The sequence below is a fragment of the Legionella saoudiensis genome, assembly GCF_001465875.1.
Lineage (GTDB): Bacteria > Pseudomonadota > Gammaproteobacteria > Legionellales > Legionellaceae > Legionella > Legionella saoudiensis.
The window spans coordinates 680,242-704,042 of the sequence record NZ_LN901324.1; the positions used below are offsets into that span (position 1 = coordinate 680,242).

A 23,801-nucleotide genomic window follows, 5' to 3' on the forward strand; every position below is an offset into this window, starting at 1 on the left:
CTTTATGGGGTATCATCCTTGGACTAAGATATCATATTATTCGTAAAAGCAGGGAATAGCGCTTCCTAAGAAGTTACATCCTAAACCATAGTGGCTCATAACTTTCTTCATCTTCTGACGCCACCATATTTTCACTTAATATATGAATGTCAGGAATATATCTTGCTGCTAAGTTATTATTATACCAGCGTTCTGTATCCCAATGGTAAAAGTCCATTACTACATAGTTTTTAGCTTTGAGTTTAATAATTCCATCGTCACGACAAAGTTCATATTCCTTTTCTCTTCCTTCAATTCTATATAAAAGTTCTGATGCTTTAAGTATATAAATGGGGTTTTCTGGAGCTAATCGTGCTGCATTTTCAAAATGAGAGCGATACTCCTCATCTAAATCAAAAAACAAAATCATATCTGCAAGAATAAAATGCGCCTTTGCAAGTACCCGTTTTTGCTCTGCATCATCCATAGGGGTTAATAACTCGATAACTCGCAGCAGTGAGGTACGGATTTGTGCAAAATTAGCTTGATGTTTTTCATGATGCCTCTTTTGCTCAGCAAAATCCCGAGAGTAGGTGGCCTCAACTTTAATCTTTGCAGTTAAATAAGTTACCTGGCTCATTAAACCTTTGGCTAATGCTTTCTGATGCCGCACTTTTTCCTCTTCTGATTTCGGAAAACACTTATCTAGTAAGCGGATTGCTTTATTGATCACTTCCAGACCTTTAGAATTGGCGCTATCCGAATTAATGAGCAGTTGAGCATAAAGTCTTTTGTGAGTATAAAATACCTCAGTATAGGTATCAGGTAATAAAGTAGCTGCTTTTTTCTTAGCATATAAGCTATTTAGGTAATTTTTTTCTGCGTTATCCCACAACTTATTTTCTCGTTCAGCAGCCCCTTGCTCATAAAGTCTTTCACCTACATCATCAAAATGTTGGGCTAAGGTTTCTAATTGAGAGGCAGGGAATTGTACTATTTCCCGATGTTTTTCAAATAATGTATAGGCTTCATCGTATTTTTCCGTTTGCACTAAAAGAATGAATGCTTTATCGGGATGATGTTCTGCTATATTGGAATCATAATGCGCAGCCAGCTCAATATTTTGTAGTGTATCTTTTTCTTTAAGGATATGTTGGGCCAGTTTCAATGCCAAAGGAGTATTTTGCTTTACATAATCCATGCGCTGCGCTGGTGTAAAGTTTTTGAATAGATATGCAAGTGCTTTATCTAAGTCTTTAAGTTTATTTATTAAATTAAAGGCTATATCAAATTCCTTGTGCTCTAGGTGATGCTCGATATATAAAATTTCATTATCATATGCAACTGGGTCAATTTGGCATGCTCGATCTAGAAGTAGCTGGGCTTTGGGCTTTGCAGAGCTGATAAAATTAACACCATAAAAGAATCTTCCTTTCTCAGCCTTAGCGGCCTTAACATAGTGTTCGGCCATTTTTTTTGCATAAAGGCTAGGTTGAGGAAAAGTATACTTGGGTTCTGCGAGATGTTTTTGTAAACCATAAAGATTGAGGCTTTGCAGCGGCTCAAGCGTTGCGATAGTTCCTTCAATTAACTGTTCATTTTGTGGGTCAAGCAAAGGGATTTCTTCTGGTAAACCCAATCTTTTTAGAGTTTGGCCGAATACATAACTTGCATATAGATATTCTGAAGTATACGGGGCAACGAGGTTATTGTAGTCTAGTATTAGCCTATGTTGGAGCGCATTCGTAGTTTGTGAATTTACCGGGCTCTTTCTGTTAATGAGAGCCAAATAATCAGCAGGTAATGGATAATGCTGTATTTGTCTAACGACAGATTGGTCATAACCACGCAGGTATCCGTAATACGCTAATTTTTCTAAACTGAATTGGATTTTTTCTGCTTGGCAGTGGTTATCAAAACCAAGCCAACCTTTAAAACTTTGAAATGCATACATAAACCAGTTGGTTGGCTCTATTACATAGCCATTGGTATAAATATATTTACTTGTTGTTAAGGACTGCCAATGCAGAAAATATTGCTTTTCATTATGTTGAAAGGGAATAATATCAGGATAATATACAAGATTACTCAATAAATATTTTGAAAGTTTAGAAAGTAAATCATAGCGGATTGACATAATAAAATGTCCTCTCAGGCGTCATTGAGTTCAAAAAGAGGTCTGATTATATGATTTTTGTTAGACAGTTTGCAATTATTCTTATCTCTTTAGGATAATTAAAGGTTTCAGATATTTATATAAGCTCTTATAAAGATTATTTTCTCAGTGTATAGTGTAAAGTCAGGTATAACAAGTAACTTAATATTATCAGAGACATAGATGGAATTTTTAGACATTATCGCCAGTTTAGTTGTCTTAGTAATCTTAGAAGTGGTTCTAGGAATAGATAATCTGGTTATTTTATCCATTCTCACCGAGAAGCTTCCCGTTCATCAACGGAAAAAAGCAAGACGCTGGGGGCTTACTTTTTCCTGGGTAACACGATTAATGTTACTGTCATTAGCAGTACATTTGATTCAGTTGACCAGACCGCTCATCACGATTAGCCAGCTTTCTCTCTCCATGCGCGATTTGTTTTTAATATTGGGAGGCGCATTTTTAATTTGGAAAGCTACGGATGAAATTCATCAGGATGTGATTACTGAAGAAGCTGATGAGGCAGGTACTAATAAAAAGGCTTCTGGCAAGGTAAGTTTTAAAGTGGTAATTTTCCAAGTAGCATTGATGGATATTATTTTCTCTTTAGACAGTGTATTGACGGCGGTAGGGCTAACCACGCGGTTTTGGGTTATGGCTTTTGCGATTACTTGCGCCATCCTGATTATGATTTTTGCTAGTGAATGGGTAAGTGCATTTATTAAAAAGCATCCAACCATTAAAATGTTGGCTTTAAGTTATTTAATTTTGATTGGAATGGTATTGGTTGCTGATGGTTTCTCCTTCTACATTCCACGTGGGTATGTTTACTTTGCTATGGGATTTTCATTAGCGGTGGAATCTTTGAATTTAATTAAACGCTCTCGAAAAAGAGGCCACAAAACTTCAGGACGTTAATTTATGTTGTATGTTAAAGCTTTTCATATTATAGCGATGGTTGCTTGGTTTTCTGGGCTATTTTATTTACCACGTTTATTTGTTTATCATGCGGACACACAAGATGAGCTCAGTATCGAGCGTTTTAAGATCATGGAACGCCGCTTATATTATGGAATTACTTGGCCTGCGGCGATACTTACTACAGTTCTTGGTCTATCGCTACTAAGTTACAACCCTAGCTACTATCTGAAAGCCGGGTGGATGCATGCGAAATTGACTTTAGTGGTAATTTTATGGGGTTATCATTTATTGTGCGGGCATTATCGAAAGGCTTTTGCTCAGAATAAAAATAAGAAAAGTTCACGTTTCTTTCGTATTTATAATGAAATGCCCACTTTATTGTTGGTGGGAATTGTCTTATTTGTGGTGGTAAAATAAATCGTCTGGTTGCCTGTAACTGAGAACTAAGTGCAAGCAACCAGACGGCGATATAATCTAAATGGATTTGAGCTTAATCCATCTCTACCATATCAAAATCTTCTTTACCCGCGCCACAATCAGGGCAAAACCAGTTTTCGGGTACATCTTCCCAACGAGTTCCTGGCTCAATGCCATCTTCAGGCCAGCCTTCGGCTTCGTCATAGATGAATCCGCAAATGACACAGATGTATTTTTTATATTCTTGCATGATTGTCAATACTCGTTTAAAAATGCGTAATTTATCGGCTGCAGGCCTAGATGTAAAGCGAAACTTTATTAGTCAAGGCTTTTTTGCCAAATTCAGTATTTGATTGTAGTATACCGACAAAAATTATGGAGACTTTTATGACCCGCTCATCCGATCTATTCCATCAGGCGCAGACGCTTATCCCTGGAGGAGTTAACTCTCCTGTACGTGCATTTAAAGGTGTAGGCGGAGACCCTATTTTCTTTAAACAAGGGAAAGGGGCTTATCTTATTGATGAAGATAATAAAGAGTATATTGATTATGTAGGTTCATGGGGTCCCCTAATTTTAGGACATTGCCACCCTGTGGTAATTGATGCAGTAACTGAAGTACTTCATAGTGGGATGAGCTTTGGTGCACCAACCGCACTTGAAGTGAAGTTAGCAGAAAAAATTATTTCCTTAATTCCATCAATTGAAAAAGTACGTATGGTGAATTCAGGTACTGAAGCTACTATGACTGCAATCCGATTGGCACGTGGGTTTACTGGTAAAAATAAGTTTATTAAGTTCAATGGATGCTATCATGGCCATAGCGATAGCTTATTAGTGAAAGCAGGCTCTGGCCTTTTAACTTTAGGTATTCCGGCAACTCCAGGTATTCCTCAAAGTGTCACAGAACATACCTTAACTGCTGATTTTAATGATTTAGAGCAGACGGCGGCTTTATTTGCAAAATATCCCAACGATATTGCGGCCATTATTTTAGAACCCGTTGCTGGAAACATGGGCTTTGTGTTACCCAAACCTAGTTTTCTAAAAGGCTTACGTGAACTATGTGATCAATATAATGCCTTACTTATTTTTGATGAGGTAATGACCGGTTTTAGAGTGGGTTTACATGGGGCTCAAGGTATTTATGGGATAACCCCTGATATTACCACTTTAGGTAAGGTGATTGGTGGGGGAATGCCTGTAGGCGCTTTAGGTGGACGAGCAGATATTATGTCTCATCTAGCTCCTGAAGGGCCAGTATATCAAGCAGGAACTCTTTCAGGTAATCCCTTAGCTATGGCGGCTGGTCTTGCGACTTTGAGTGAAATTGAAAAGCCAGGTTTTTTTGATGCATTAAGTCGTACGACCCAAAATTTAACCCAGGCATTGGCTACTGCTGCAGAAGCTGCAAAGATTCCATTGTTTACTGCATCTTTAGGAGGCATGTTTGGTTTCTGCTTTACAGAGAAAAAGCATATCGCTAATTATGCAGATATCGCTGCTTCAGATGAGATTTTGTTTAAGAAGTTTTATCATGCCATGTTAGAAAAGGGGGTTTATTTTGCTCCTTCGATGTATGAGGCAGGATTCGTATCTTTGGCTCATGGCACTCGTGAAATTGCTAGAACTCAGGAAGCTGCGGAACAGGTTTTACATGACTTAGCTTAGATTGCATTACATTCAGCCATGGCGAAGCAACCCAGATCGATGCTTCGTTAAGACTCAGTACTTGGTTGCTTCACTGTGTTCGCAATGACAGCAGTTTTTTATTTAATTTTAATAGAATACATACAGCGTGAACGCTTACCGTTTATGTTGCATGGGTGTCCGGTGCAGTGTCCTTGTAAAGGCCTCAGGATATTGCTTTTTGCAAAGCAATATCCGGGCCAATTTTTACCTGTCCAAAATTAAATTCTTAAAACACTAGACAGCTATTTTTCCCCATGTCATAGTGATTTTACGTTTTGTGCTTGAAGAGGCGAACATCTTGAATAGAAAGAAGGACTTATTTAGATCTATGCCGGAGGGGATTCTTGCCCTTTTTGCTATGCAAATTGTTTCTACTTTAAGCTTTAGTGTTCTTTATTCAACCCTGGTTTTGTACATGGAAGGTAAATTAGGGGTTCAAGTTAGTTCCGCGAATAGTGTGATGGGGGTTTTTGTCGCCTTCAATTATGGTCTGCATTTGCTTGGCGGCCTTTGGGGGGGACGTTTACTGTCTAATCGCGCCTTATTTTGTGTGGGTATGGTTCTCCAGGTTATCGGCTGTGTTTTATTATCATTCTGTGATGTGAATCTACTTTATTATGGTTTAGCAACCTTTTTAGCCGGATCAGGCTTAAACGTTACTTGCATCAATTGCATGCTGACACAACGATTTACTCCCGAAGATACGCGACGTGAATCAGCATTTTTAATGAATTATGCGGGCATGAACATTGGTTTTTTTGTGGGCTTTAGCTTAAGTGGCATATTTCAACTAAGCCAGAATTATGAACGTCTATTCTTATTTAGCAGCTTAGGTAATCTTGCCGCATTAATTATTTGCTTGTACTGCTGGAATCAATTGGCTGATCGAGAAACACAATATTCTCTAAAAGATAAAGCTGCACAGAAAAAATCAAATCTCTGGGGAATGATATTAATCCTTACTCTTCCAGTTGTGTTAAGCCAGTTATTACAAAATGCCGAATGGGCGAAAAAATTGGTTTTATTAACGGGCATGGTAATGGTATGCGTTATTATTTACCTTGCAAAGCAACAAGAAACAAAAATTGCCCAGGATAAAATGTTGGCTTTTGTTGTCTTAATGATTGTCGGGACTATTTTTTGGATGCTCTATCATGTAGCGCCTATGGGATTAACTACTTTTATTGCTCACAATGTTCAAAGACACTATGCAAACTGGATTATCCCGCCACAATGGTTTCAAAATATAAATACAGTATGCATTGTTATTGGGGGGCCTTTACTGGGCGTTACTCTGCATCAGATGCGTAAAAGAGGAGTCCAGGTAAATATCCCTACTCAATTTGCAATAGCCTTATTCTGTATTGGCGCTGCATTCATTATATTACCCATAGGTATTGCCTATGCCAATGATTTGGGTTTAGTGAATCCTTCATGGATAGTGTTATGTTATGTTTTACAAAGTATTGGTGAACTTTTAATTTCTCCGATTGGTTATGCTATGATTGGTTATTTAGCGCCTACATCGTTACAAGGTATGATGATGGGTATGTGGATGCTAACTTCGGGTATTGGCGGAACCTTATCCAGCTACAGCTCCAATTGGATGATAGCAGGACAAAGTAGTGATTCTCCATTAGCGACGAATAGCGGCTACAGTCATGTGTTTTTAATATTAGGCTTATTTGCAGTGGCTTCAGCGGTGATTTTGTTTGTGCTCATTCCTAAATTACGTGCATTAATTAAAGAAAACGGTGAGTCTGGAGCGCAAGAGCCTAAAGCTTCGGTTTCTGAACGAGTGGTTGTATGTGAGTAATCTTTTTGTACCTATTAAAACAGCAGAGCTTGATTGGCATCAGGACCTGCCTTTTTCCATCCAATATGATGATGTTTATCATTCCTCAACCAGTGGAATTGAGCAAAGTCGTTATGTATTCATTGATGGAAATAACTTAATTTCGCGATGGCAGAACGCCTCAGAGCAAAGTCAATTTACTATTGCTGAGACAGGGTTTGGTACCGGGTTAAACTTTCTATTAACCTGGAAACTCTGGGAGCAATATGCTCAAGGGCATCAGCGTTTGCATTTTATTTCTTGTGAAAAGCATCCATTATCGCGTGATGATTTAATCAGATCATTGTCTTGCTGGCCCCAATTGGAAGCGCAAGCGACCCAACTTATTGAACATTATCCCATACTAACTCCAGGCTATCATCATTTAATATTTGCTAAGGGTACAGTTCGTTTAACCTTAATGCTTGGAGATGCTCTGGAATGTTATGAACAGTTATTAATTTGCGGCGATGGAAATCTAGAGCGCTCTTTGCGCACTGCCTATGTTGATGCTTGGTATCTTGACGGCTTTGCTCCAGCCAAAAATCAAAGCATGTGGTCTGATTCTTTAATAAAGGTGATTGCGATGCTTTCACGAGAGGGCACGACTTTAGCGACCTATACGGCTGCGGGTATCGTCAAAGAAAATTTACGTAAACATGGTTTTATCGTTGAAAAGAAAAAAGGCTTCGGGCCTAAACGCCATATGATTAGTGCTTTTTTTAGTCCAAATGAATTAGTAAGCTTAAAAAAAAGACATACGCCATGGCATGTAAGTCAGCCTGAGCATTATAAAGATCGCTCCGCCCTAATTATTGGGGCAGGACTTGCAGGATGTTTTACTGCGCACTGCTTGGCTAAACGGGGCTGGAATGTTACTTTAATTGATGAACTCAATGAAGTAGGACAGGGGGCTTCTGGAAATCAACATGCCGTTTTATTTCCAAAGTTATCTGCCTATAACTCGCCGCTAACCCAATTCATGTTAACGGCATTTTTATACGCTAGTCGAGAGTATCAATCCATTTTAAGCCAAAATGACATCGGGGTGCTTAATGGCTCTCTCTTATTGGCCTATAATCAAAAAGAACACCAAGCCCAGGCAAGTCTTGCCGATTGGCTCAATAAGTATCCTTCTTTGGGGACTTTAGTTAATGCAGAGCAAGCCTCTGAGCTTGCAGGAATTCCGTTACAGCAATCTGGATTATTTATCCCTTTATCAGGCTGGGTTAACTCCCCTGAGTTATGCAAGCTTTTAGTGCAGACAGAAGGCATTACCTTAATTACAGATACTATTGCAAATGAGTTAGTATTTGATAACCGTTGGCGAGTAAATGATTACACCGCTGATGTTTTAATTTTAGCTAATGGCTACAAAGTTACCACGTTTCCGGAGACTGCATCATTACCCATCAAACCGATCCGAGGCCAGATGACGGTTATTCCTGAGACAGCAGAAACCGCGGTATTGCGAATTCCTTTATGTGCTGATGGCCATGTATTACCTGCACATGGTGGTACGCATTATCTAGGTGCTTCATATGAACTAAAAACCGATCATGCAAATCTTAAAGCGCAGGATGATTTGCTGAATTTAGATAAATTAAAACACATTGCTCCCGATGTGCCTTGGTCTTATGAGATTAAGTCTCATTGGGCAGGAGTACGCGCAACAACCACCGATTATCTACCCATAGTAGGAAGAATAGCCAATGCCGCAGCATTTAATACCTTATATGCAGGATTAGAAAGTAATTCAAAACGTTGGATTGCTAAGGCTGGACCTTATTATCCGGGTCTTTATGCGTGTACGGGATTTGGTTCTCGTGGCTTAACTACCATCCCTTTATGCGCTGAATGGTTAGCTGCACTTATCAATAACGAAATGAGTTTCCTACCTAGAAATTTACAGCAAGCGCTATCACCTGCACGTTTTTTACGCAAAGATATAGTGCGAGGTAAAGTAGTAAACTCATAAAAGTGTAGCCCGTATTAACGCAGCGTGATACTGGAGTAAGCCCACAAACGTCTGGATTACCTCCTGATCTAATTCATTTCTTTAATATTCATGGTACAATTAAATTTTTAGCAAAATGAAAAACACATGATCGATCTTCATTGTCATAGTCATTTTTCAGACGGAGCTTTAAGCCCTGCAGAGCTTATAGAGCGAGCGCAAAAACAAGGAATTCAATACTTATCTCTTACGGATCATGATACTGTCGCTGGCTATTCTGAATTAGAGCAAGCAGCGGCATCTACTTCTATTAAGATAATTAATGGCATTGAGTTGAGCACCCGTTGGAAAAAACATGATTTTCATATTTTGGGCTACCAGATTAATCATACAGATGATTTATTTGCATTAATTAAGCGCCAAGTTGAAAGCCGTGTTGAACGAGCAAAGCAGATTGGTGAGGCACTTAATGAAATTGGCGTGAGCGATGCTTACGCTAAAGCCTGTGAGTTAGCGGGACATACTCGCGTTGCTCGGCCTCATTTTGCTCGGGTATTGGTTAATGAAGGTAAAGCTAAAGATTTACAAAAAGCATTTAAACAATATTTAGTTCGTGGAAAAAAAGCCTATATTCCGACTCCTTGGTTAAGTGTGCAAGAAGCAGTAGAAGGCATTGTTGCCGCGGGTGGACAGGCGGTTATTGCGCATCCACTGAAATATGGATTGACGCGCTCTAAATTGCATGAGTTAATTGAAGATTTTAAAGAGGCTGGTGGTGTAGGTATTGAAGTGGTTTCGGGAGAAATGACAGTAACTGAAATCAACGACATGGCAGGAGTTAGCTTACGATTTAATCTATTAGCTTCTTCTGGATCTGATTTTCATGCTGATGGTATATCTCGTGTAAACCTTGGCGGTCAGAAGCAATTACCGGTAAACTGTGTGCCTATTTGGCATGAATGGAACATAAAACAGGGGACTTTATGAGTCAGTTTTTTGCATTACATCCTGATAATCCTCAAGCTCGTTTATTGAGAAAGGCTGTAACTATAATTCAAGATGGTGGTGTTATTGTTTATCCCACCGATTCGGGTTATGCATTAGGTTGTAGTTTAGGAAATAAAGCAGCGCTTGAACGAATAAGACGTCTAAGACAGTTGGATAAACATCACAATATGACTTTGGTTTGCCGTGATTTATCAGAATTAGGCACCTATGCTCGCGTTTCAAACCCTATATTTCGTCTATTAAAGTCACGAACACCTGGCTCATACACTTTTATTTTGAATGCAACTCACGAAGTTCCACGTTTAATGCTACATCCTAAGAAAAGGACGTTGGGATTAAGAGTACCAGACAACGTAATTACGCTTGCTTTGCTCGATGCCCTAGAGGCTCCTCTAATGAGTAGTACCTTGATTCTTCCTGGAGCTAAGGCGCCTTTAAGTGAGCCTGAGGCAATCAGAGATATTTTAGGTAACCAAATTGATTTAGTAATCGATGGCGGTAACTGTGGCCAAGAGCCAACTACCGTTGTTGATTTAACGGGTGATTATCCGGTAATTTTAAGGGAAGGAAAAGGAGACCCGGAGCCGTTTAGATAGTTTTGAAAACGTGCCCTCTCTTTTAATGCCCTAGCTTGTATTTAATAACAAAAAAGAGGATATTGATGTCAGCATTATTTACTTCCAATAAACGTGTTGTTTCTGGTATGCGTGTAAGTGGACGATTACATCTTGGCCACTATCATGGGGTACTCAAAAATTGGATCAAATTACAACATCAATACGATTGCTTCTTTTTTGCTGCAGATTGGCATGGTTTAACAACTCAGTATAATGAGCCTGGCTTTATGGAGAAGCACCTATGGGATATGGTTATTGATTGGCTGGCTTGTGGTGTTAACCCTGGTTTGTCACGCATATTTATCCAGTCCTGGGTGCCTGAGCATGCAGAACTTCATCTACTCTTATCTATGATTACTCCTTTAGGTTGGTTAGAGCGCGTACCTACCTTTAAAGACCAACAGGAAAAGCTAAAGGAAAAAGATCTCTCAACTTATGGTTTTTTAGGTTATCCCTTATTGCAAAGTGCCGATGTATTATTGTACCACGCAGATTATGTACCCGTGGGCGAAGATCAGGTTGCTCATATTGAGTTAACTCGGGAAATTGCACGTCGTTTTAACCATATTTATGGTAAAGAACCTAATTTTGAAGAGTTAGCAGCTGAAGCCATTAAAAAAATGGGTAAAAAAAATAGCAAAATATATAGTGAGCTACGTCGTCAGTTTCAAGAACATGGTAACCATGAATCAATTAAAACCGCGCAAGCTCTACTTGAAGATCAACCTAATTTATCGATTGGTGACAAAGAGCGCCTTTTAGGATATTTGGAAGGAAGTGGTAAGATTATTCTTACCGAGCCGCAGCCTCTGCTTTCTGCAACTTCAAAAATGCCAGGAACTGATGGGCAGAAAATGTCAAAATCTTATCATAATACCATTATGCTAAGAGAAGAGCCGGCACAAGTAGAAAAGAAAGTATTAACTATGCCCACAGATCCGGCACGGGTTAAACGGACGGATCCTGGTGAGCCTGAGAAATGCCCTGTATGGCAGTTCCATAAAATCTATTCTTCAGAAGATGTAAAAGATTGGGTGCAAACAGGCTGCCGTACGGCAGGAATTGGTTGTATTGATTGTAAACGTCCAGTAATCGATGCAATTAATAAAGAATTGCAACCGATACAAGCATCTATTACTGATTACGAATCAGATCTGGGCTCTGTAAAACGCATTGTTTCAGAGGGAAGTGAGGCTGCACGTGAAGAGGCCACTAGGACACTGAAAACGGTTAGAGAAGTGATGGGAATTGATTATTGATGGAGGCTGAATTACTCAGTAAACCGGAAGTTAAAGCGGTTGTTGATGGCAAAGAGTTTACTGAAATTCCAGATGATTTGTTCATTCCACCGGATGCACTGGAAGTTTTATTAGATTCCTTCAGTGGTCCGTTGGATTTGCTGTTATATCTTATTCGTAAGCAAAATATAGATATTTTAGATATTCCTATTGTAAGCATTACGAAGCAATATTTGCATTATATTCAATTGATGGAATACCGAAGAATGGAACTTGCGGCTGATTATTTGCTGATGGCTGCAATGTTGGCTGAGATTAAGTCACGGATGTTATTGCCTGTTACTCCAAATGGTGATGAGGAAGAAGACGAAGATCCACGCATGACCTTAGTTCGTCGACTGCAAGCCTATGAGCAGATTAAACTGGCAGCTGAATTATTAGATGGCTTACCTAGACAGAATCGAGACAATTTTGCAATCCAATTAGAGGCTCCAGAAATGGAGCTAATTAAAGTACATCCAGAGGTGGAGTTAGCGGAGTTGCTTGCAGCAATGAAAACCTTATTGCAACGTGAAGAACATATTAGTCACCATCAGATATCACGTGAAGCGATGTCGGTTCGCGACCGAATGAATGCCGTATTGTTACAATTACAAGAGCATAAATTGCTTGAGTTTAGACAGTTATTTACTTTAGAAGAAGGGCGCATGGGATTGGTTGTTTCTTTACTAGCTATACTTGAATTGGCCAGGCAATCGCTAATTATTATTACTCAACAAGAAGCATTTTCTTCCATACATCTACAGGCTGCTTAAAATGGATGAAACTGAACTAAAAAATATCGTAGAAGCTTTATTGCTCAGCTCTTCGGAACCTTTGTCTTTGGATAAATTATTAGAGGTTTTTGAGGAATGGCAAAAACCAACTAAGGAACAATTACATGGCATAATTGATTTGCTAAAAGCAGACTATGCTGCACGTGCATTTGAGCTTGTTCAAGTTGCTACGGGCTATACAATTCAAACCAAAAAACAATTTGGCCCTTGGGTTGCGCGTTTGCAGATAGAAAAGCCAGCTAAATATTCACGAGCCTTTCTTGAAACTCTAGCAATAATTGCTTACAAGCAACCCGTAACACGGGCAGATATTGAAGAGTTGCGTGGTGTGTCTGTAAATAGTCAAATTATGAAAACATTATTAGAACGGGAATGGATTCGTATTGCAGGATATAAGGATGTTGCGGGAAAACCTGCAGTTTATACAACAACGAGAGAGTTTTTAAATTATTTTAATCTTAAAAATTTAAATGAACTTCCATCCTTACCCGAAGTAATGGAAACATTAACCCTAGATAATTCTATTGAAGAGTGTACTACTGAATGAGCAGCGAACGGTTACAAAAAATATTAAGTCAAGCAGGACTTGGCTCACGCCGAGAAATGGAGCGATGGATCGAAAATGGTTGGGTGCAAGTTAATGGCAAGCCCGTAAAATTAGGGGATTCAGCAACTGGTGATGATAAAATTACGGTAAAGGGTAAGCTAATTGCTAATCCTCTTAAGGTGAAACAAAATACACGGATTTTACTTTACCATAAGCCAGTTGGTGAAATTTCAAGTCGCCATGATCCTAAATTTGAAAAAACAGTATTTGATAACTTACCTCATCTAAGACAAGGTCGTTGGGTGCAAGTAGGGCGCTTGGATTTAAATACATCCGGGTTGCTAATTTTTACTAATAATGGCGAATTAGCAAATCAGTTAATGCATCCTAGATATGGTTTAGAACGAGAGTATGCGGTGCGTGTGCATGGTCAGGTTAATCCGGAATCGTTAAAGCTTTTGCTAAAGGGCGTTGAGCTAGACGATGGTATTGCCAAATTTACACGCCTGGAATACCGTGGCGGAGAGGGAACAAACTCATGGTACCATGTAACATTAAACGAAGGCCGTAATCGTGAAGTACGCCGCTTATGGGAGTCACAAGGGGTTGAGGTGAGTCGTTTAATACGTGTTCGCTATGGCATGATTTCTATGCCGAGATCACTTGGACGTGGACAGACTTACGAACTAACGCCTAAAGAGGTAAGTGATTTCTTAGCATCATTACCTAAGGAATAAGATTATATATGCTAGGCTGAGCTGTAAAGCTCAGCATTGAAATAGAACGAATCATGTTGCTGAGGCCTTTCTGAAGGTCCTTCAGTATCTATGGTTGCCATTTAAGACAAACCTGCGCAAGAATATTTATGGTATTTGTAGAATTATAGGCGTATTTACAGCAGGCTTATTTATTGCCGCAACACCCCGTATTACGACGTCTTCGAATACGGGTTAGAATTGTTGAGGCTACGGAGAAACTAAGTGGTATAGGTGCTCTTAGCAAATGGCTTGAGCGATTCCGCAATATGCTTGTACAACTCAGGCAACCAACGTGGTTGGGCAAAAGTCGATGTTGAAGGTTTTTCATGACGCAGGTCATTCGGAGCAATAATTACCTGAATGTTATTTAAACCTACGCGGCGGGCTAGGATAAAAAGCTGGTCGATAGCTAAATCACCAATTGCTAAACAACCTACAGATAGGTTTTTGCCGTGGATAAAAATGTTATTACCTAACTGTCTTCTACCATCTTCATAACCTTTCTTTCTGTCGAAGTTGTTTGGGTAATTAATCATCATGGATAAATGCATACTACTGAATGGGTTAAAATTCACTAATTTATAAACCCCCTCAGGGATTTGCTTATCATTTTCACGTAATTTGGGGCCAAGACGTCCGCTGAATCCTGTTAGTGGGTAATTATGAACATGTGTCCAGTCTTGATCTGGATTTTTCGCCCAAAGCTCTACACGACGTTCTGATTTAAATGCAAGCAATGCAATTTCACGTGGTGGATAGCTTACTTTAGCTTTGGCAAAGTAGGATTTTAATTGAGGCTCAACACGTAAGCCATAGCGTTTTATTGCCCGATCAACCGCCTGATCCCAATCAAGCTTATGGGACATCGCAAAGCTATTCAAACTTAGCAGCATAATTGCAAAAGTAATAAAACGTTTCATAAAAATACTAAGGTGATAAATTATAGGCATGGTATCAAATAATAGTCCGTAGAACAATTCAAAAACTCCCAGGCCGGGCATGTATAATCCCTAAAAAATGCTTGGGTATCAATAACCTTACTTACTCTTTTCTGGTTTAGCTGCGTTCGTTGACAACGAATGTAACTGAGTTGTAACAAAACTGGGACTTGTTGACAAGTGACCTACAGACGCAACTAATCCATAATAATTAGGACACAAATACATCACTGTATCATCAGGCATAACTTTATAAAATACATATTTATAACCACAATAACTTGGTTTTTGAAATAGAGCAACCTGCATTACCGGTGTTCCCGGTTTTTTATTTTCAATAAATAGGGCATTAATCCATACATTGATTACAACTAAAAAGGCACCAACAACTACCATGGCATTAATAAAAGTGGCAACATAATTAAATATTGAATGACCACTACTTAAATGCAGGATGATTCGAATTAATGAGATTACTAGCACCACTAAGGTAAAGGAATAAATTGCTGCATTGGTGTAATCAAAATAGGTGCTAAAAATCTGATTCCCAGAAAATTGGAAATGAATGAGTACAGCAATAAGGCTAATCCAAAGAGCTGAAATAACATACTGAATAGCTTTTCTTTTAATTCCAATAATTAAATGCACGAGTGCAATTAGTGGAAAAAAGTATTGAATAACTTGAGCCAGCGTGTACATTAAGTTCATTTCTTAAATTAAAGCTTATTTTTCCAAGATTTACATAGTTATATCAGGATTTTAAAGCATTGGCTAGACGTATAAGAGGTCTTGCAGAATTAATTAGGTTAGCCTACTTGCCAGTAACTAATGATACTACTTAAGGTTTTAAAAGGACATGTTATTCGAGCCTCGCAAAATAAGGCATGGTTTGGTAGTTACGCCATTCGGAAGCTAAATAAGCGTCATTAGTTGCAAGCAAATAGCCTATAGTTTTTGTTTTATCAAGATAATATAGGGCTGTGTTGGATAGGCGGTAGTTTTCACTAATTCACCTGGAAGTGTGATTTTCCCTACATCAAAAGAGCTGTTAGTAAGGGCCAAATGATCTAATGGATTAATTAAATTAGGAGCATAGCCTAAGTTATTGCGTGCTTTATTAATTGGGGCCCTGGGGTGCATACTTCCAATCCATAAGGGCTTACTTGATTTAGACAAGTTATAATTTGACTCCCAAATTCTTAATTCTAAAGTTAAATTGGATTGGCTATCGGTATAAACCATACTTAAGGCAGGAGCCTTATTTTCAAATAGCTGCGTTAATAAGGGTAATTTCATATTAGTCGGTTGAGTGTTTATCCATGTTAGTAAATTAGAAAAGAAGGATTCGTTATGAGGTGTCCACCCATTTTTTGTTAGGTGTTCTTCAAGTACGGTTAGATCCCCAGCATATTCAATATTTAATAAGCTAATTCTTTTCCCAATGCGATTGAGCCTATAAATCGGTAATGCAGGTTTTTTCTGGTTCCACCAAGCCGCCTCATCAAGAACAAACTCTTTATGATAAGGAGTGTGGTTATACGATAGAGTATGAAAATTAAAATAAGTAGAAATGATGGTACCTAAAAGGGTACATACAAAAAGCGATAAAATCATATAAATCGCCTTGTTTACTGTAACTGGCTGTGTAGTCCGTCTTCGATATAATAAACAGCAAAATAAACCAATACTTGCCCCAGCAAAATAAGAAGCCAAAACATCAGTTAACCAATAATCGCCTAAATAAAGAGCTCCGAAGCCACTTAAACCAAGAATACTAAATACGAAAGTTCTGAGTGTGTTTGAGACAGGGGAATAAATCTTATTAATATAAAATAGAATAAATCCATAAAAAGCTGTCGCCACAAGAACATGTGAGGCTGGATAGGAGGAGCCAGGCATAAGGACCAGTAATCCAGGAGGTCTTGGGGTATATATAAAATGGGACAATATAAAAACTAATAAAACACTGAAAAGAATTAAACCACTGCTGTAAACGATCGCTCGATAGTTCTTGCTATAAATAAACCAGCAGCAGCTCACGATAAAAAGACAAAGTATCGTGATTGTGGAAGTAAGTTGAGTACAAAAAATAAAAAATGCGGCTAATACCAAGGAGTGGAAACTTTGAATAAATAAATGGGCCGGGGTATTTATTGCATTGAGCCATTGCCCCTGTAGTGTTAGACCTGTAAAAATTAGAAAACCGGAAAAACAAAACAACGCGATAAGAACAAGAGAGGCGGTAGTGTCGTGATTTTGCTCATTCTTTGGTGTAATGGCTCGGCATAAAGGCGAAAATAAGGATTTTCTTTTTAATCGGTTGAGCCAAAAGCTATGCAGGTTTCTTTTGAAAAAATTGCTCAATTTTACCACAAGCCATTTTATCATTAAACTCAATAACCACAGGACTCCTAGAATAATGAGAATGATAACGAATAAATGAGTCGCTGAGTCTACGGAAAGTTCATGGCTGGCAGCACCAATAACCACACCCGGCATTACGTAAAGCAAAGACCAGCCAATGGCAGATAAGAAATTGGCAATAAGAAAGCGCCACTGTGGCATATGCATTATTCCGGCAATAACAGGAATAATAGAACGTAATGGACCAACAAACCTACCAATTAGAACACTTTTGCCCCCATGCATTTCAAAAAAGTCTTTTCCATATTTAATCCAAGAGGGATATTTTTTAAAAGGCCAAATATCAGTCAATCGGTCACTATACACATAACCCAAAGCATAACTTAGGCTGTCGCCGGCGACTGCTCCGAGAATGGCTGCGGTTAGTGTCAAGTCAATACGCATAGCCCCCGCACCAGCGAGCATTCCTATCGCCGTCATCGTAACGCTTCCAGGAACAATGCTACCAATAATTGCTAAAGACTCAGCTAATGAAACTAGAAAAGTAATGAGCAAAGCCCAATGAGGGTTATGTTGTAACCAGTCTTTAAGTGGTGCTACATAATCTACGAACAAACTCATAATGGCTCATTGGCTAAATTGTTGTAGAAAATATTGCGTGAATTGTTGATTAACGTCTTCTAATGATACTTTAGGATAAAAATGACTGATTTGTGTCATTTCCATTTTAGCAAATCCACAGGGGTTTATTCCTAAAAATGGTTTTAAATCCATATCAACATTCAGTGCAATTCCATGATAAGTACAGCCATTTTTGACTCGTAAACCAATAGAGGCAATTTTCTGCTCTTTAACATAAACACCGGGAGCGCCGCAACGTATGGTCGCTTCAATATCATATTGAGCAAGGACCGCGATTAAGGTTTGCTCCAATTGGGAAACTAAGGTTCGAACACCTAGATTTCTCCGGTTTATGTCCATTAGAACGTAAGCAACTAATTGGCCTGGGCCATGATAAGTTACTTGTCCACCCCGATCAGATTGAACCACAGGAATAGAGGCGGGGTTTAAAATATGTTCAGGTTTTCCTGCTTGGCCTTGAGTATAGACAGCATGGTGTTCCAACAGCCAAAGCTCATCGTGCGTTTCAGCGTTACGATGTAAGGTGAATTCTTTCATCTGTAACCAAACATCACTGTAGTTTTGAATACCAAGCTGTCGTATTTGCATTATAGAACCATTTTAATATCGGGGTGCTTTGTTACATCTTGATAAAATGCATCAAGCATTTCCTGATTTTCTGCATAAACAACAACTGTAACTGCTAAAAAATTACCTTCTTTACTGGGCTTATGAGTAATTTTCTCTTGCTCAATCGTTGGGAAATGTTTTAGCGTTATTTCCCTAATTTCCTCAAGAAATGTTGGGGAATTTTTCCCCATTATTTTTATAGGAAAATGACAGGGAAATTCGATTAATGTTGTTTTTGTCATCTTATAACCTTAAGAGCCAAACCAGCTTCTAAATGTTAAGCGAATGGAATCTTTCATACGGGTAAAGAAGCCTCCCGACTCAACGTCTTGTAATGCATAAACAGGACGGGTAGTAATAACGTTATTATCAAATTGTACAACTAAATCGCCCACTTTATCGCCTTTTTTAATTGGAGCTTCTAAATAAGAAGGAATTTTAGTTGATACATTAAGGCGTTGATATTGACCAGTAGGGATAGTAATGAATTGATCTTCATTTAAGCCTACAGATATTTTATCTGTAGTGCCTTTGTAAAGAGGAAGCTCAGTAACCGCTTGGCCTGTTTTATAAAGTTGGTGTGTTTCAAAAAATCTAAAGCCATAGTTTAATAGTTTTTCACTATCATCAGCACGGGATGAATCACTAGGCTCACCTAAAACAACGGCTAAGAGGCGCATGTTATCGCGTTTTGCAGAAGATACTAAGCAAAAGCCGGCTTCATTTGTATGGCCTGTTTTTAAACCATCAACTTGGTTATCACGCCACAAAAGACGATTTCTATTTGGTTGGCGGATTCCATTATAGGTAAACCACTTTTGTTTATACCAATCGTAGTATTGTGGAAAATCAACAATTAAGGCTCTACCAAGAATCGCTAGATCTTTAGCAGTGGTATAGAGATTTGGATCAGGTAAACCAGTGCTGTCTGTGAAATGACTGTTTTTCATACCAAGGTTTTGCGCTTGCTGGTTCATTAGATCGGTGAATGAGTTTTCAGTTCCGCCGACATGCTCTGCCATTGCCACGCAAGCATCGTTACCTGAGTCAACAATAATTCCTTTGAGTAAGTCCTCAACAGGAACTTGCTGTCCTTCTTTAATAAACATGCGTGAGCCGCCTATCTTCCAGGCTTCTTTACTTACACGAACCAAATCAGTCAAATGTATTTGCTCATGTTGCAGGGCGTTAGAAATGACATATAAAGTCATCATTTTAGTTAAACTGGCAGGAGGCAAGCGTTCTTCGCTATTTTTCTCAGCTATAATTTTTCCACTGTTTACATCAATAAGAATGTACGCCTTAGCGTTCAGAATAGGAGCTGCTGGAGTAACTAATGGCTTATTGGTTACTGTAGGTGATGGTCTTTCCAGATCCGCATTAGGAGTTGGTCTTTCCAAGGTGTCTGAGCCATCAGCAAAAGTATTTGTTGATTGGACAAATAAAGTGATAAGAAACAGTGTAGTCAATAAAAAAGACGTTGCTCGTGTCATGTTTTTACCTGGTATGGGTTACAAAATGTCATATCTTACCACAGCCTAGTGCAAGCGACCAATTAACAGAATGAGAAATATTAAATTATTTTCATAAAAATACGCTTATTTGTTACTGGAGTACATAAAGTAATTTAGCACAATGTTTTTATTATTAGCCCATATGGTTTTTTTATAAGCCGATGCGATTTATATTAATTCTTTTTGGGCTTAATTTTGATTGTTATTGGTTTTTTTCCAGTTAATCCTTCGTAATTTCATAATCTTTCTGTATATTACAGCAAAACATTTATTTCAAATTTTGGAAATTTATGAGAAAGATACTTATTGCTGTAGCAATCTTATTAGCAGGTTGCCAAACTACAAATCAGTCTCTTAACTCTGGGGTGGCAGGAAGCAAACAGGTTGCAAAAAGTACCCCGCAGAATAGAAGCCAAGCGATTTATAATCGATATAATAACAAAGGGAATCGCTACACCCAGGCACAGGATGGTGCACCGACTAAAGGGCGAAAAATAAGCTTTAAAGAACCAGTACCTACTAAAGAACCTTTAAGTCGCTATGGAAACCCAACGGAATATTATGTTGATGGAAAAGCTTACCAGGTTATGACCAATACACGCCGATACAAAGCTCGAGGGGTGGCTTCATGGTATGGAACTAAATTTCATAAGCAACGAACTTCAAGTGGCGAACCTTATAACATGTATGTTATGTCTGCAGCCCATAAGACGCTACCATTACCGACCTATGTACGCGTAAAGAATTTAAACAATGGGAAAGTAGCTGTCGTTAAAGTAAACGATCGTGGCCCGTTTCATTCTGACCGTATAATCGATCTGTCTTATGCGGCAGCATTAAAGCTGGGAGTATTCCCTAAAGGTACTGCTCCTGTTGAGATCGAAGCATTAGCTGGTCCTGCGACTGAAGGCCGCTATTTTATCCAAGCAGGGGCTTTTGTAACGGCTACATCGGCAAAGCAGTTGAAAGCGAAATTAGATCGCTTATCTCGTTCTCCGGTAACGATTGAACATTACAAAAAACACTATATTGTTCGGGTTGGGCCATTTACTAGTAAGAACATGGCTGACAGTTTAAAACAAAAATTAGCGCGTAATGGTGTAAAAGGTTCTTTTTCTGTTTTGATTTAGCAGCGGTATATGGAATAATTAACCTAAGTCGATGTTGATCTTGAAAAAGTTATCCTGAGGAATTACTAATAAGATTTTCTGAATAGGGCGTATAAATAGTTTATAATGTTTTATGCAAATTCAGGGGATAACCTCATTGCATTTGGGATGACGTGCTTAAGTAATGTCAAAGTTTGTTTAATTTTAATGGTGAGGTGTTCGATCAATGCATGAAGGCTCTGTTTTTTACACAATATTTTTAATTTTTGCAGGAGCTGCATTTTTATCGACGCTGGTATTATATACCAAGCAATCATTATTAGTTGCCTATATTCTGCTTGGCGCCATACTTGGTCCGTGGGGGATGAGACTTGTGCCTGACGTGACTACAGTGCAACAGGTAGGGGATATAGGGATTGTGTTTCTTCTGTTCCTGTTAGGGTTGCACTTACAACCGCAAAATCTGGTGCATATGCTGAGGAAAGTCACTTGGATTGCTTTAGTTAGTTCACTTCTTTTTGCCGCACTTTCTTATTGCGTCGGGCGTTATTTTGGTCTTACTGTAACTGAATCGTGGATTTTAGGTGGAGCGATGATGTTCTCCAGTACGATCATCGGCTTAAAATTATTACCTACGACTATTTTACATCACCAGCATACAGGTGAGGTTATGATCAGCGTGTTGCTGATGCAAGACGTCATTGCAATTGTTGTATTGATTTTAATTAATGGGGCGCAAAAAACCGGAGGACTTTCCTGGGATGACTTATTCCTGGTTGGTCTTGCTTTGCCTGCATTATGTTTGTTTGCTTTTGCTGTTGAGAAACATATTTTAATTAGATTATTGGCACGATTTGATAGAACTCAAGAGTATGTCTTTTTATTGTCTATTGGTTGGTGCCTTGGATTGTCGGTATTGGCGCAATCAATAGGTCTTTCTGAAGATATTGGTGCTTTTGTTGCCGGAGTTGCTTTAGCAGCAAGTCCTATTTCTCTTTTTATTGCAGAAAGTTTAAAACCATTAAGAGACTTCTTTTTAGTAATGTTTTTCTTTTCCATTGGTGCGACATTCAATTTTGGTTTTGCAGAGCAAGTAATTGTTCCGGCACTTATTTTGTCTGCATTACTTCTGGTCGTTAAGCCTGCTTTATTTTACTTATTATTGGAAAAATCAGGTGAAAAGAAACAAGTTTCTAAAGAGGTAGGTATCCGGTTAGGACAGGCTAGCGAGTTCTCTTTGCTTGTTGCTAGTATCGCATTAAGCTCAAAACTTATTTCAGAATTAGCCTCTAACTTAATTCAAGCGACGACTATTTTAACCTTTATCGTTTCTTCCTATTTAGTTGTGCTGAAATACCCAACCCCTATAGCACTGTCTGATAAAATGCGTAAGGATTAATTATAATGAAATTATTAGTTATATTATTGTGCTTGTTCAGTGAGCGTTTTTTGGTTCATACCATTTCTTATCAGCGGTTTTATTGGTTTGATAATTATTATCAATCAATTAAAAACATGGCGGATAAGCATGGTTTTTTTAGTAACCCATGGGCCTTATTGGGGCTAATTGTATTACCGCTCATTATCGCGACAGCTTTCCTCTACTTGCTGCTTCACGGGATATTTTACGGCTTTATGGGCGTGCTTTTAAATATCATATTGTTTTTTTATTGTCTAGGTCCACAAAATGTCTTCTATCCAGTGACTCAGGCAGAAGCGGAAAATAGTAATGAACTTGCTGGCAATTATTTATCCATGGTAAACCAACAGTTATTTTCGGTGATATTTTGGTATATTGTTGCAGGGCCAATCGCTATGGTTGCTTATCGTCTAATCGCTTTATGTCGAACTATTGCTCCCGTCAGTTTCCAGGCAAATGAAGTTGCTGATCTGCTTGAATGGATACCGGCACGTTTAACTGTTCTTTTATTCTTATTGGTTGGTAATTTCCAACGTGGTTTTAAATTGTTTTCTAATTACTTTTTAGCCAAGCCTGATTTTAACAATGAAATGATCCGCGAATGTGGCTTGCAGGCGGCTCGCACTAATGATTCAGACGACGTTCCTATGCCAGTCGCAGAAGGATTGGTAGAGCATGCAATTATTGTTGCTTTAGTACTCATTGCGTTGTTTACATTGATTTCTTGGTTATAAGAGCAATATACCTGTATCGACTTCCCACGGTTTGTCCGAGTTTGCGAACACGCCGTGGCCGTTGAATAGGAAGGTCATGTGTTTTTAATTAGATGGATTCTTGGTCGATGAATTTTTTAATACGTGTTTGTTTTTGTGTACTCTTATTTAGCCTTTTAGGCTGTGTATCTAAAGCTGAGCTTAGAGGACAAGCTTTAGCTCAATGCCACGCAACATGTATGCAGCATCTTGAGTTTTGCAGACAAAATTGTGTTGATAACTGTCCTAACTGTTCTTGGAATTCAACACGCCAATCTGCCGCAAATTTTTCAAAATATGTGAATGAGCGAAAAGTTGAAGGTAAAAAGGTCATGCGTGAGTTGAATTCTTACCGCGATCCACTACAATGCCGCAAAGTTACATGTGATTGCATGTCTGATTTAATGGCATGTAAACAAAGTTGTTCTGGTGTAATCCATAAACGATTACAAGCGATACCTAATTGTGTTTAATAGTAAAAAAGAATGTCGGGG

General features: G+C 38.7%; 23 protein-coding genes. 15 read left to right on the forward strand and 8 right to left on the reverse strand.

Annotated features, from left to right (window positions below; genetic code table 11):
• Window positions 1–73: 73 nt before the first annotated feature.
• Window positions 74–2,116 (reverse strand): hypothetical protein, encoded by a 2,043-nt coding sequence (locus BN3124_RS11980; protein WP_058535026.1) that lies wholly within the window; start codon window positions 2,114–2,116, stop codon window positions 74–76.
• Window positions 2,117–2,317: 201 nt separating this feature from the next.
• Here BN3124_RS11980 and BN3124_RS11985 point away from each other — a divergent pair, with 201 nt between their 5' ends.
• Together BN3124_RS11985 and hemJ are read left to right on the forward strand one after the other, a co-directional pair.
• Entirely contained in the window at window positions 2,318–3,052 is a 735-nt protein-coding gene (locus tag BN3124_RS11985) for a TerC family protein (RefSeq protein WP_058535027.1), read from the forward strand.
• Between the two features lie 3 nt (window positions 3,053–3,055).
• The gene (hemJ, locus tag BN3124_RS11990; protein WP_058535028.1) at window positions 3,056–3,472 is read left to right on the forward strand and encodes a protoporphyrinogen oxidase HemJ; all 417 of its coding nucleotides are present in this window, start codon (window positions 3,056–3,058) and stop codon (window positions 3,470–3,472) included.
• 73 nt (window positions 3,473–3,545) lie between these two features.
• Here hemJ and BN3124_RS11995 read toward each other — a convergent pair whose 3' ends face one another.
• Window positions 3,546–3,722 carry a rubredoxin gene (locus tag BN3124_RS11995; protein WP_058535029.1) on the reverse strand — a complete coding sequence of 59 codons (177 nt, stop codon included), beginning with the start codon at window positions 3,720–3,722 and terminating at the stop codon, window positions 3,546–3,548.
• Window positions 3,723–3,859: 137 nt separating this feature from the next.
• Here BN3124_RS11995 and hemL point away from each other — a divergent pair, with 137 nt between their 5' ends.
• The 9 genes from hemL to rluB all read left to right on the forward strand — a co-directional run bounded on the left by hemL (window position 3,860) and on the right by rluB (window position 13,938).
• On the forward strand, window positions 3,860–5,143 hold the full coding sequence (gene hemL / locus BN3124_RS12000) for a glutamate-1-semialdehyde 2,1-aminomutase (protein WP_058535030.1): 1,284 nt from the start codon (window positions 3,860–3,862) through the stop codon (window positions 5,141–5,143).
• A gap of 349 nt (window positions 5,144–5,492) precedes the next feature.
• Window positions 5,493–6,980 carry a peptide MFS transporter gene (locus BN3124_RS12005; protein ID WP_058535031.1) on the forward strand — a complete coding sequence of 496 codons (1,488 nt, stop codon included), beginning with the start codon at window positions 5,493–5,495 and terminating at the stop codon, window positions 6,978–6,980.
• Window positions 6,973–8,976 carry a bifunctional tRNA (5-methylaminomethyl-2-thiouridine)(34)-methyltransferase MnmC2/FAD-dependent 5-carboxymethylaminomethyl-2-thiouridine(34) oxidoreductase MnmC1 gene (mnmC, locus tag BN3124_RS12010; protein WP_058535032.1) on the forward strand — a complete coding sequence of 668 codons (2,004 nt, stop codon included), beginning with the start codon at window positions 6,973–6,975 and terminating at the stop codon, window positions 8,974–8,976. The genes BN3124_RS12005 and mnmC overlap by 8 nt, the downstream gene beginning before the upstream one ends.
• 126 nt (window positions 8,977–9,102) lie before the next feature.
• Window positions 9,103–9,942, forward strand: coding sequence for a PHP domain-containing protein (locus BN3124_RS12015; RefSeq protein WP_058535033.1), 840 nt, complete (start codon window positions 9,103–9,105; stop codon window positions 9,940–9,942).
• Window positions 9,939–10,559 (forward strand): L-threonylcarbamoyladenylate synthase, encoded by a 621-nt coding sequence (locus tag BN3124_RS12020; RefSeq protein WP_058535034.1) that lies wholly within the window; start codon window positions 9,939–9,941, stop codon window positions 10,557–10,559. The genes BN3124_RS12015 and BN3124_RS12020 overlap by 4 nt, the downstream gene beginning before the upstream one ends.
• Before the next feature lie 65 nt (window positions 10,560–10,624).
• Complete coding sequence (locus tag BN3124_RS12025) at window positions 10,625–11,839, forward strand: tryptophan--tRNA ligase (RefSeq protein ID WP_058535035.1); 1,215 nt, start codon at window positions 10,625–10,627, stop codon at window positions 11,837–11,839.
• Window positions 11,839–12,633, forward strand: coding sequence for a segregation and condensation protein A (locus tag BN3124_RS12030; protein WP_058535036.1), 795 nt, complete (start codon window positions 11,839–11,841; stop codon window positions 12,631–12,633). Before BN3124_RS12025 ends, BN3124_RS12030 begins: the two co-directional genes overlap by 1 nt.
• A 1-nt stretch (window position 12,634) precedes the next feature.
• Entirely contained in the window at window positions 12,635–13,201 is a 567-nt protein-coding gene (gene scpB / locus BN3124_RS12035; RefSeq protein ID WP_058535037.1) for an SMC-Scp complex subunit ScpB, read from the forward strand.
• Complete coding sequence (rluB, locus tag BN3124_RS12040) at window positions 13,198–13,938, forward strand: 23S rRNA pseudouridine(2605) synthase RluB (RefSeq protein ID WP_058535038.1); 741 nt, start codon at window positions 13,198–13,200, stop codon at window positions 13,936–13,938. Before scpB ends, rluB begins: the two co-directional genes overlap by 4 nt.
• Window positions 13,939–14,177: 239 nt before the next feature.
• Here rluB and BN3124_RS12045 read toward each other — a convergent pair whose 3' ends face one another.
• The 6 genes from BN3124_RS12045 to BN3124_RS12070 form a co-directional block, all read right to left on the reverse strand.
• Window positions 14,178–14,852, reverse strand: a complete 675-nt coding sequence (locus BN3124_RS12045; RefSeq protein WP_407927398.1) for a L,D-transpeptidase family protein — start codon at window positions 14,850–14,852, stop codon at window positions 14,178–14,180.
• 144 nt (window positions 14,853–14,996) lie between these two features.
• On the reverse strand, window positions 14,997–15,596 hold the full coding sequence (locus BN3124_RS12050) for a hypothetical protein (protein WP_058535039.1): 600 nt from the start codon (window positions 15,594–15,596) through the stop codon (window positions 14,997–14,999).
• Window positions 15,597–15,842: 246 nt separating this feature from the next.
• Window positions 15,843–17,882: a bifunctional DedA family/phosphatase PAP2 family protein gene (locus BN3124_RS12055; RefSeq protein ID WP_058535040.1), complete on the reverse strand. Its 2,040-nt coding sequence runs from the start codon at window positions 17,880–17,882 to the stop codon at window positions 15,843–15,845.
• 6 nt (window positions 17,883–17,888) lie between these two features.
• Window positions 17,889–18,491, reverse strand: coding sequence for a lipoyl(octanoyl) transferase LipB (lipB, locus tag BN3124_RS12060; RefSeq protein WP_058535041.1), 603 nt, complete (start codon window positions 18,489–18,491; stop codon window positions 17,889–17,891).
• Window positions 18,491–18,754 carry an HP0495 family protein gene (locus BN3124_RS12065; protein ID WP_058535042.1) on the reverse strand — a complete coding sequence of 88 codons (264 nt, stop codon included), beginning with the start codon at window positions 18,752–18,754 and terminating at the stop codon, window positions 18,491–18,493. Before BN3124_RS12065 ends, lipB begins: the two co-directional genes overlap by 1 nt.
• 9 nt (window positions 18,755–18,763) lie before the next feature.
• A complete protein-coding gene (locus BN3124_RS12070) occupies window positions 18,764–20,005 on the reverse strand; it encodes a D-alanyl-D-alanine carboxypeptidase family protein (RefSeq protein ID WP_058535043.1) in 1,242 nt (413 codons plus the stop codon).
• A 311-nt stretch (window positions 20,006–20,316) separates the two neighbouring features.
• Here BN3124_RS12070 and BN3124_RS12075 point away from each other — a divergent pair, with 311 nt between their 5' ends.
• The 4 genes from BN3124_RS12075 to BN3124_RS12090 all read left to right on the forward strand — a co-directional run bounded on the left by BN3124_RS12075 (window position 20,317) and on the right by BN3124_RS12090 (window position 23,780).
• Complete coding sequence (locus BN3124_RS12075) at window positions 20,317–21,156, forward strand: septal ring lytic transglycosylase RlpA family protein (protein WP_058535044.1); 840 nt, start codon at window positions 20,317–20,319, stop codon at window positions 21,154–21,156.
• A 205-nt stretch (window positions 21,157–21,361) separates the two neighbouring features.
• Window positions 21,362–22,534: a cation:proton antiporter gene (locus BN3124_RS12080; protein ID WP_058535045.1), complete on the forward strand. Its 1,173-nt coding sequence runs from the start codon at window positions 21,362–21,364 to the stop codon at window positions 22,532–22,534.
• Between the two features lie 5 nt (window positions 22,535–22,539).
• Window positions 22,540–23,289 (forward strand): regulatory signaling modulator protein AmpE, encoded by a 750-nt coding sequence (gene ampE, locus BN3124_RS12085; protein WP_058535046.1) that lies wholly within the window; start codon window positions 22,540–22,542, stop codon window positions 23,287–23,289.
• 107 nt (window positions 23,290–23,396) lie between these two features.
• On the forward strand, window positions 23,397–23,780 hold the full coding sequence (locus BN3124_RS12090; RefSeq protein WP_058535047.1) for a hypothetical protein: 384 nt from the start codon (window positions 23,397–23,399) through the stop codon (window positions 23,778–23,780).
• The last annotated feature ends 21 nt before the right edge of the window (window positions 23,781–23,801 follow it).

Coding starts and splice junctions, on each gene's coding strand:
- BN3124_RS12070 (WP_058535043.1), bottom strand. CDS start 20,005: ATGACACGAGCAACGTCTTTTTTATTGACTACACTGTTTCTTATCACT.
- BN3124_RS12015 (WP_058535033.1), top strand. CDS start 9,103: ATGATCGATCTTCATTGTCATAGTCATTTTTCAGACGGAGCTTTAAGC.
- ampE (WP_058535046.1), top strand. CDS start 22,540: ATGAAATTATTAGTTATATTATTGTGCTTGTTCAGTGAGCGTTTTTTG.
- rluB (WP_058535038.1), top strand. CDS start 13,198: ATGAGCAGCGAACGGTTACAAAAAATATTAAGTCAAGCAGGACTTGGC.
- BN3124_RS11985 (WP_058535027.1), top strand. CDS start 2,318: ATGGAATTTTTAGACATTATCGCCAGTTTAGTTGTCTTAGTAATCTTA.
- BN3124_RS12080 (WP_058535045.1), top strand. CDS start 21,362: ATGCATGAAGGCTCTGTTTTTTACACAATATTTTTAATTTTTGCAGGA.
- BN3124_RS12065 (WP_058535042.1), bottom strand. CDS start 18,754: ATGACAAAAACAACATTAATCGAATTTCCCTGTCATTTTCCTATAAAA.
- BN3124_RS12045 (WP_407927398.1), bottom strand. CDS start 14,852: ATGCTGCTAAGTTTGAATAGCTTTGCGATGTCCCATAAGCTTGATTGG.
- BN3124_RS12075 (WP_058535044.1), top strand. CDS start 20,317: ATGAGAAAGATACTTATTGCTGTAGCAATCTTATTAGCAGGTTGCCAA.
- hemJ (WP_058535028.1), top strand. CDS start 3,056: ATGTTGTATGTTAAAGCTTTTCATATTATAGCGATGGTTGCTTGGTTT.
- BN3124_RS12030 (WP_058535036.1), top strand. CDS start 11,839: ATGGAGGCTGAATTACTCAGTAAACCGGAAGTTAAAGCGGTTGTTGAT.
- BN3124_RS12050 (WP_058535039.1), bottom strand. CDS start 15,596: ATGTACACGCTGGCTCAAGTTATTCAATACTTTTTTCCACTAATTGCA.
- BN3124_RS12005 (WP_058535031.1), top strand. CDS start 5,493: ATGCCGGAGGGGATTCTTGCCCTTTTTGCTATGCAAATTGTTTCTACT.
- BN3124_RS12020 (WP_058535034.1), top strand. CDS start 9,939: ATGAGTCAGTTTTTTGCATTACATCCTGATAATCCTCAAGCTCGTTTA.
- lipB (WP_058535041.1), bottom strand. CDS start 18,491: ATGCAAATACGACAGCTTGGTATTCAAAACTACAGTGATGTTTGGTTA.
- scpB (WP_058535037.1), top strand. CDS start 12,635: ATGGATGAAACTGAACTAAAAAATATCGTAGAAGCTTTATTGCTCAGC.
- BN3124_RS12090 (WP_058535047.1), top strand. CDS start 23,397: ATGAATTTTTTAATACGTGTTTGTTTTTGTGTACTCTTATTTAGCCTT.
- BN3124_RS11995 (WP_058535029.1), bottom strand. CDS start 3,722: ATGCAAGAATATAAAAAATACATCTGTGTCATTTGCGGATTCATCTAT.
- BN3124_RS11980 (WP_058535026.1), bottom strand. CDS start 2,116: ATGTCAATCCGCTATGATTTACTTTCTAAACTTTCAAAATATTTATTG.
- BN3124_RS12055 (WP_058535040.1), bottom strand. CDS start 17,882: ATGAGTTTGTTCGTAGATTATGTAGCACCACTTAAAGACTGGTTACAA.
- BN3124_RS12025 (WP_058535035.1), top strand. CDS start 10,625: ATGTCAGCATTATTTACTTCCAATAAACGTGTTGTTTCTGGTATGCGT.
- hemL (WP_058535030.1), top strand. CDS start 3,860: ATGACCCGCTCATCCGATCTATTCCATCAGGCGCAGACGCTTATCCCT.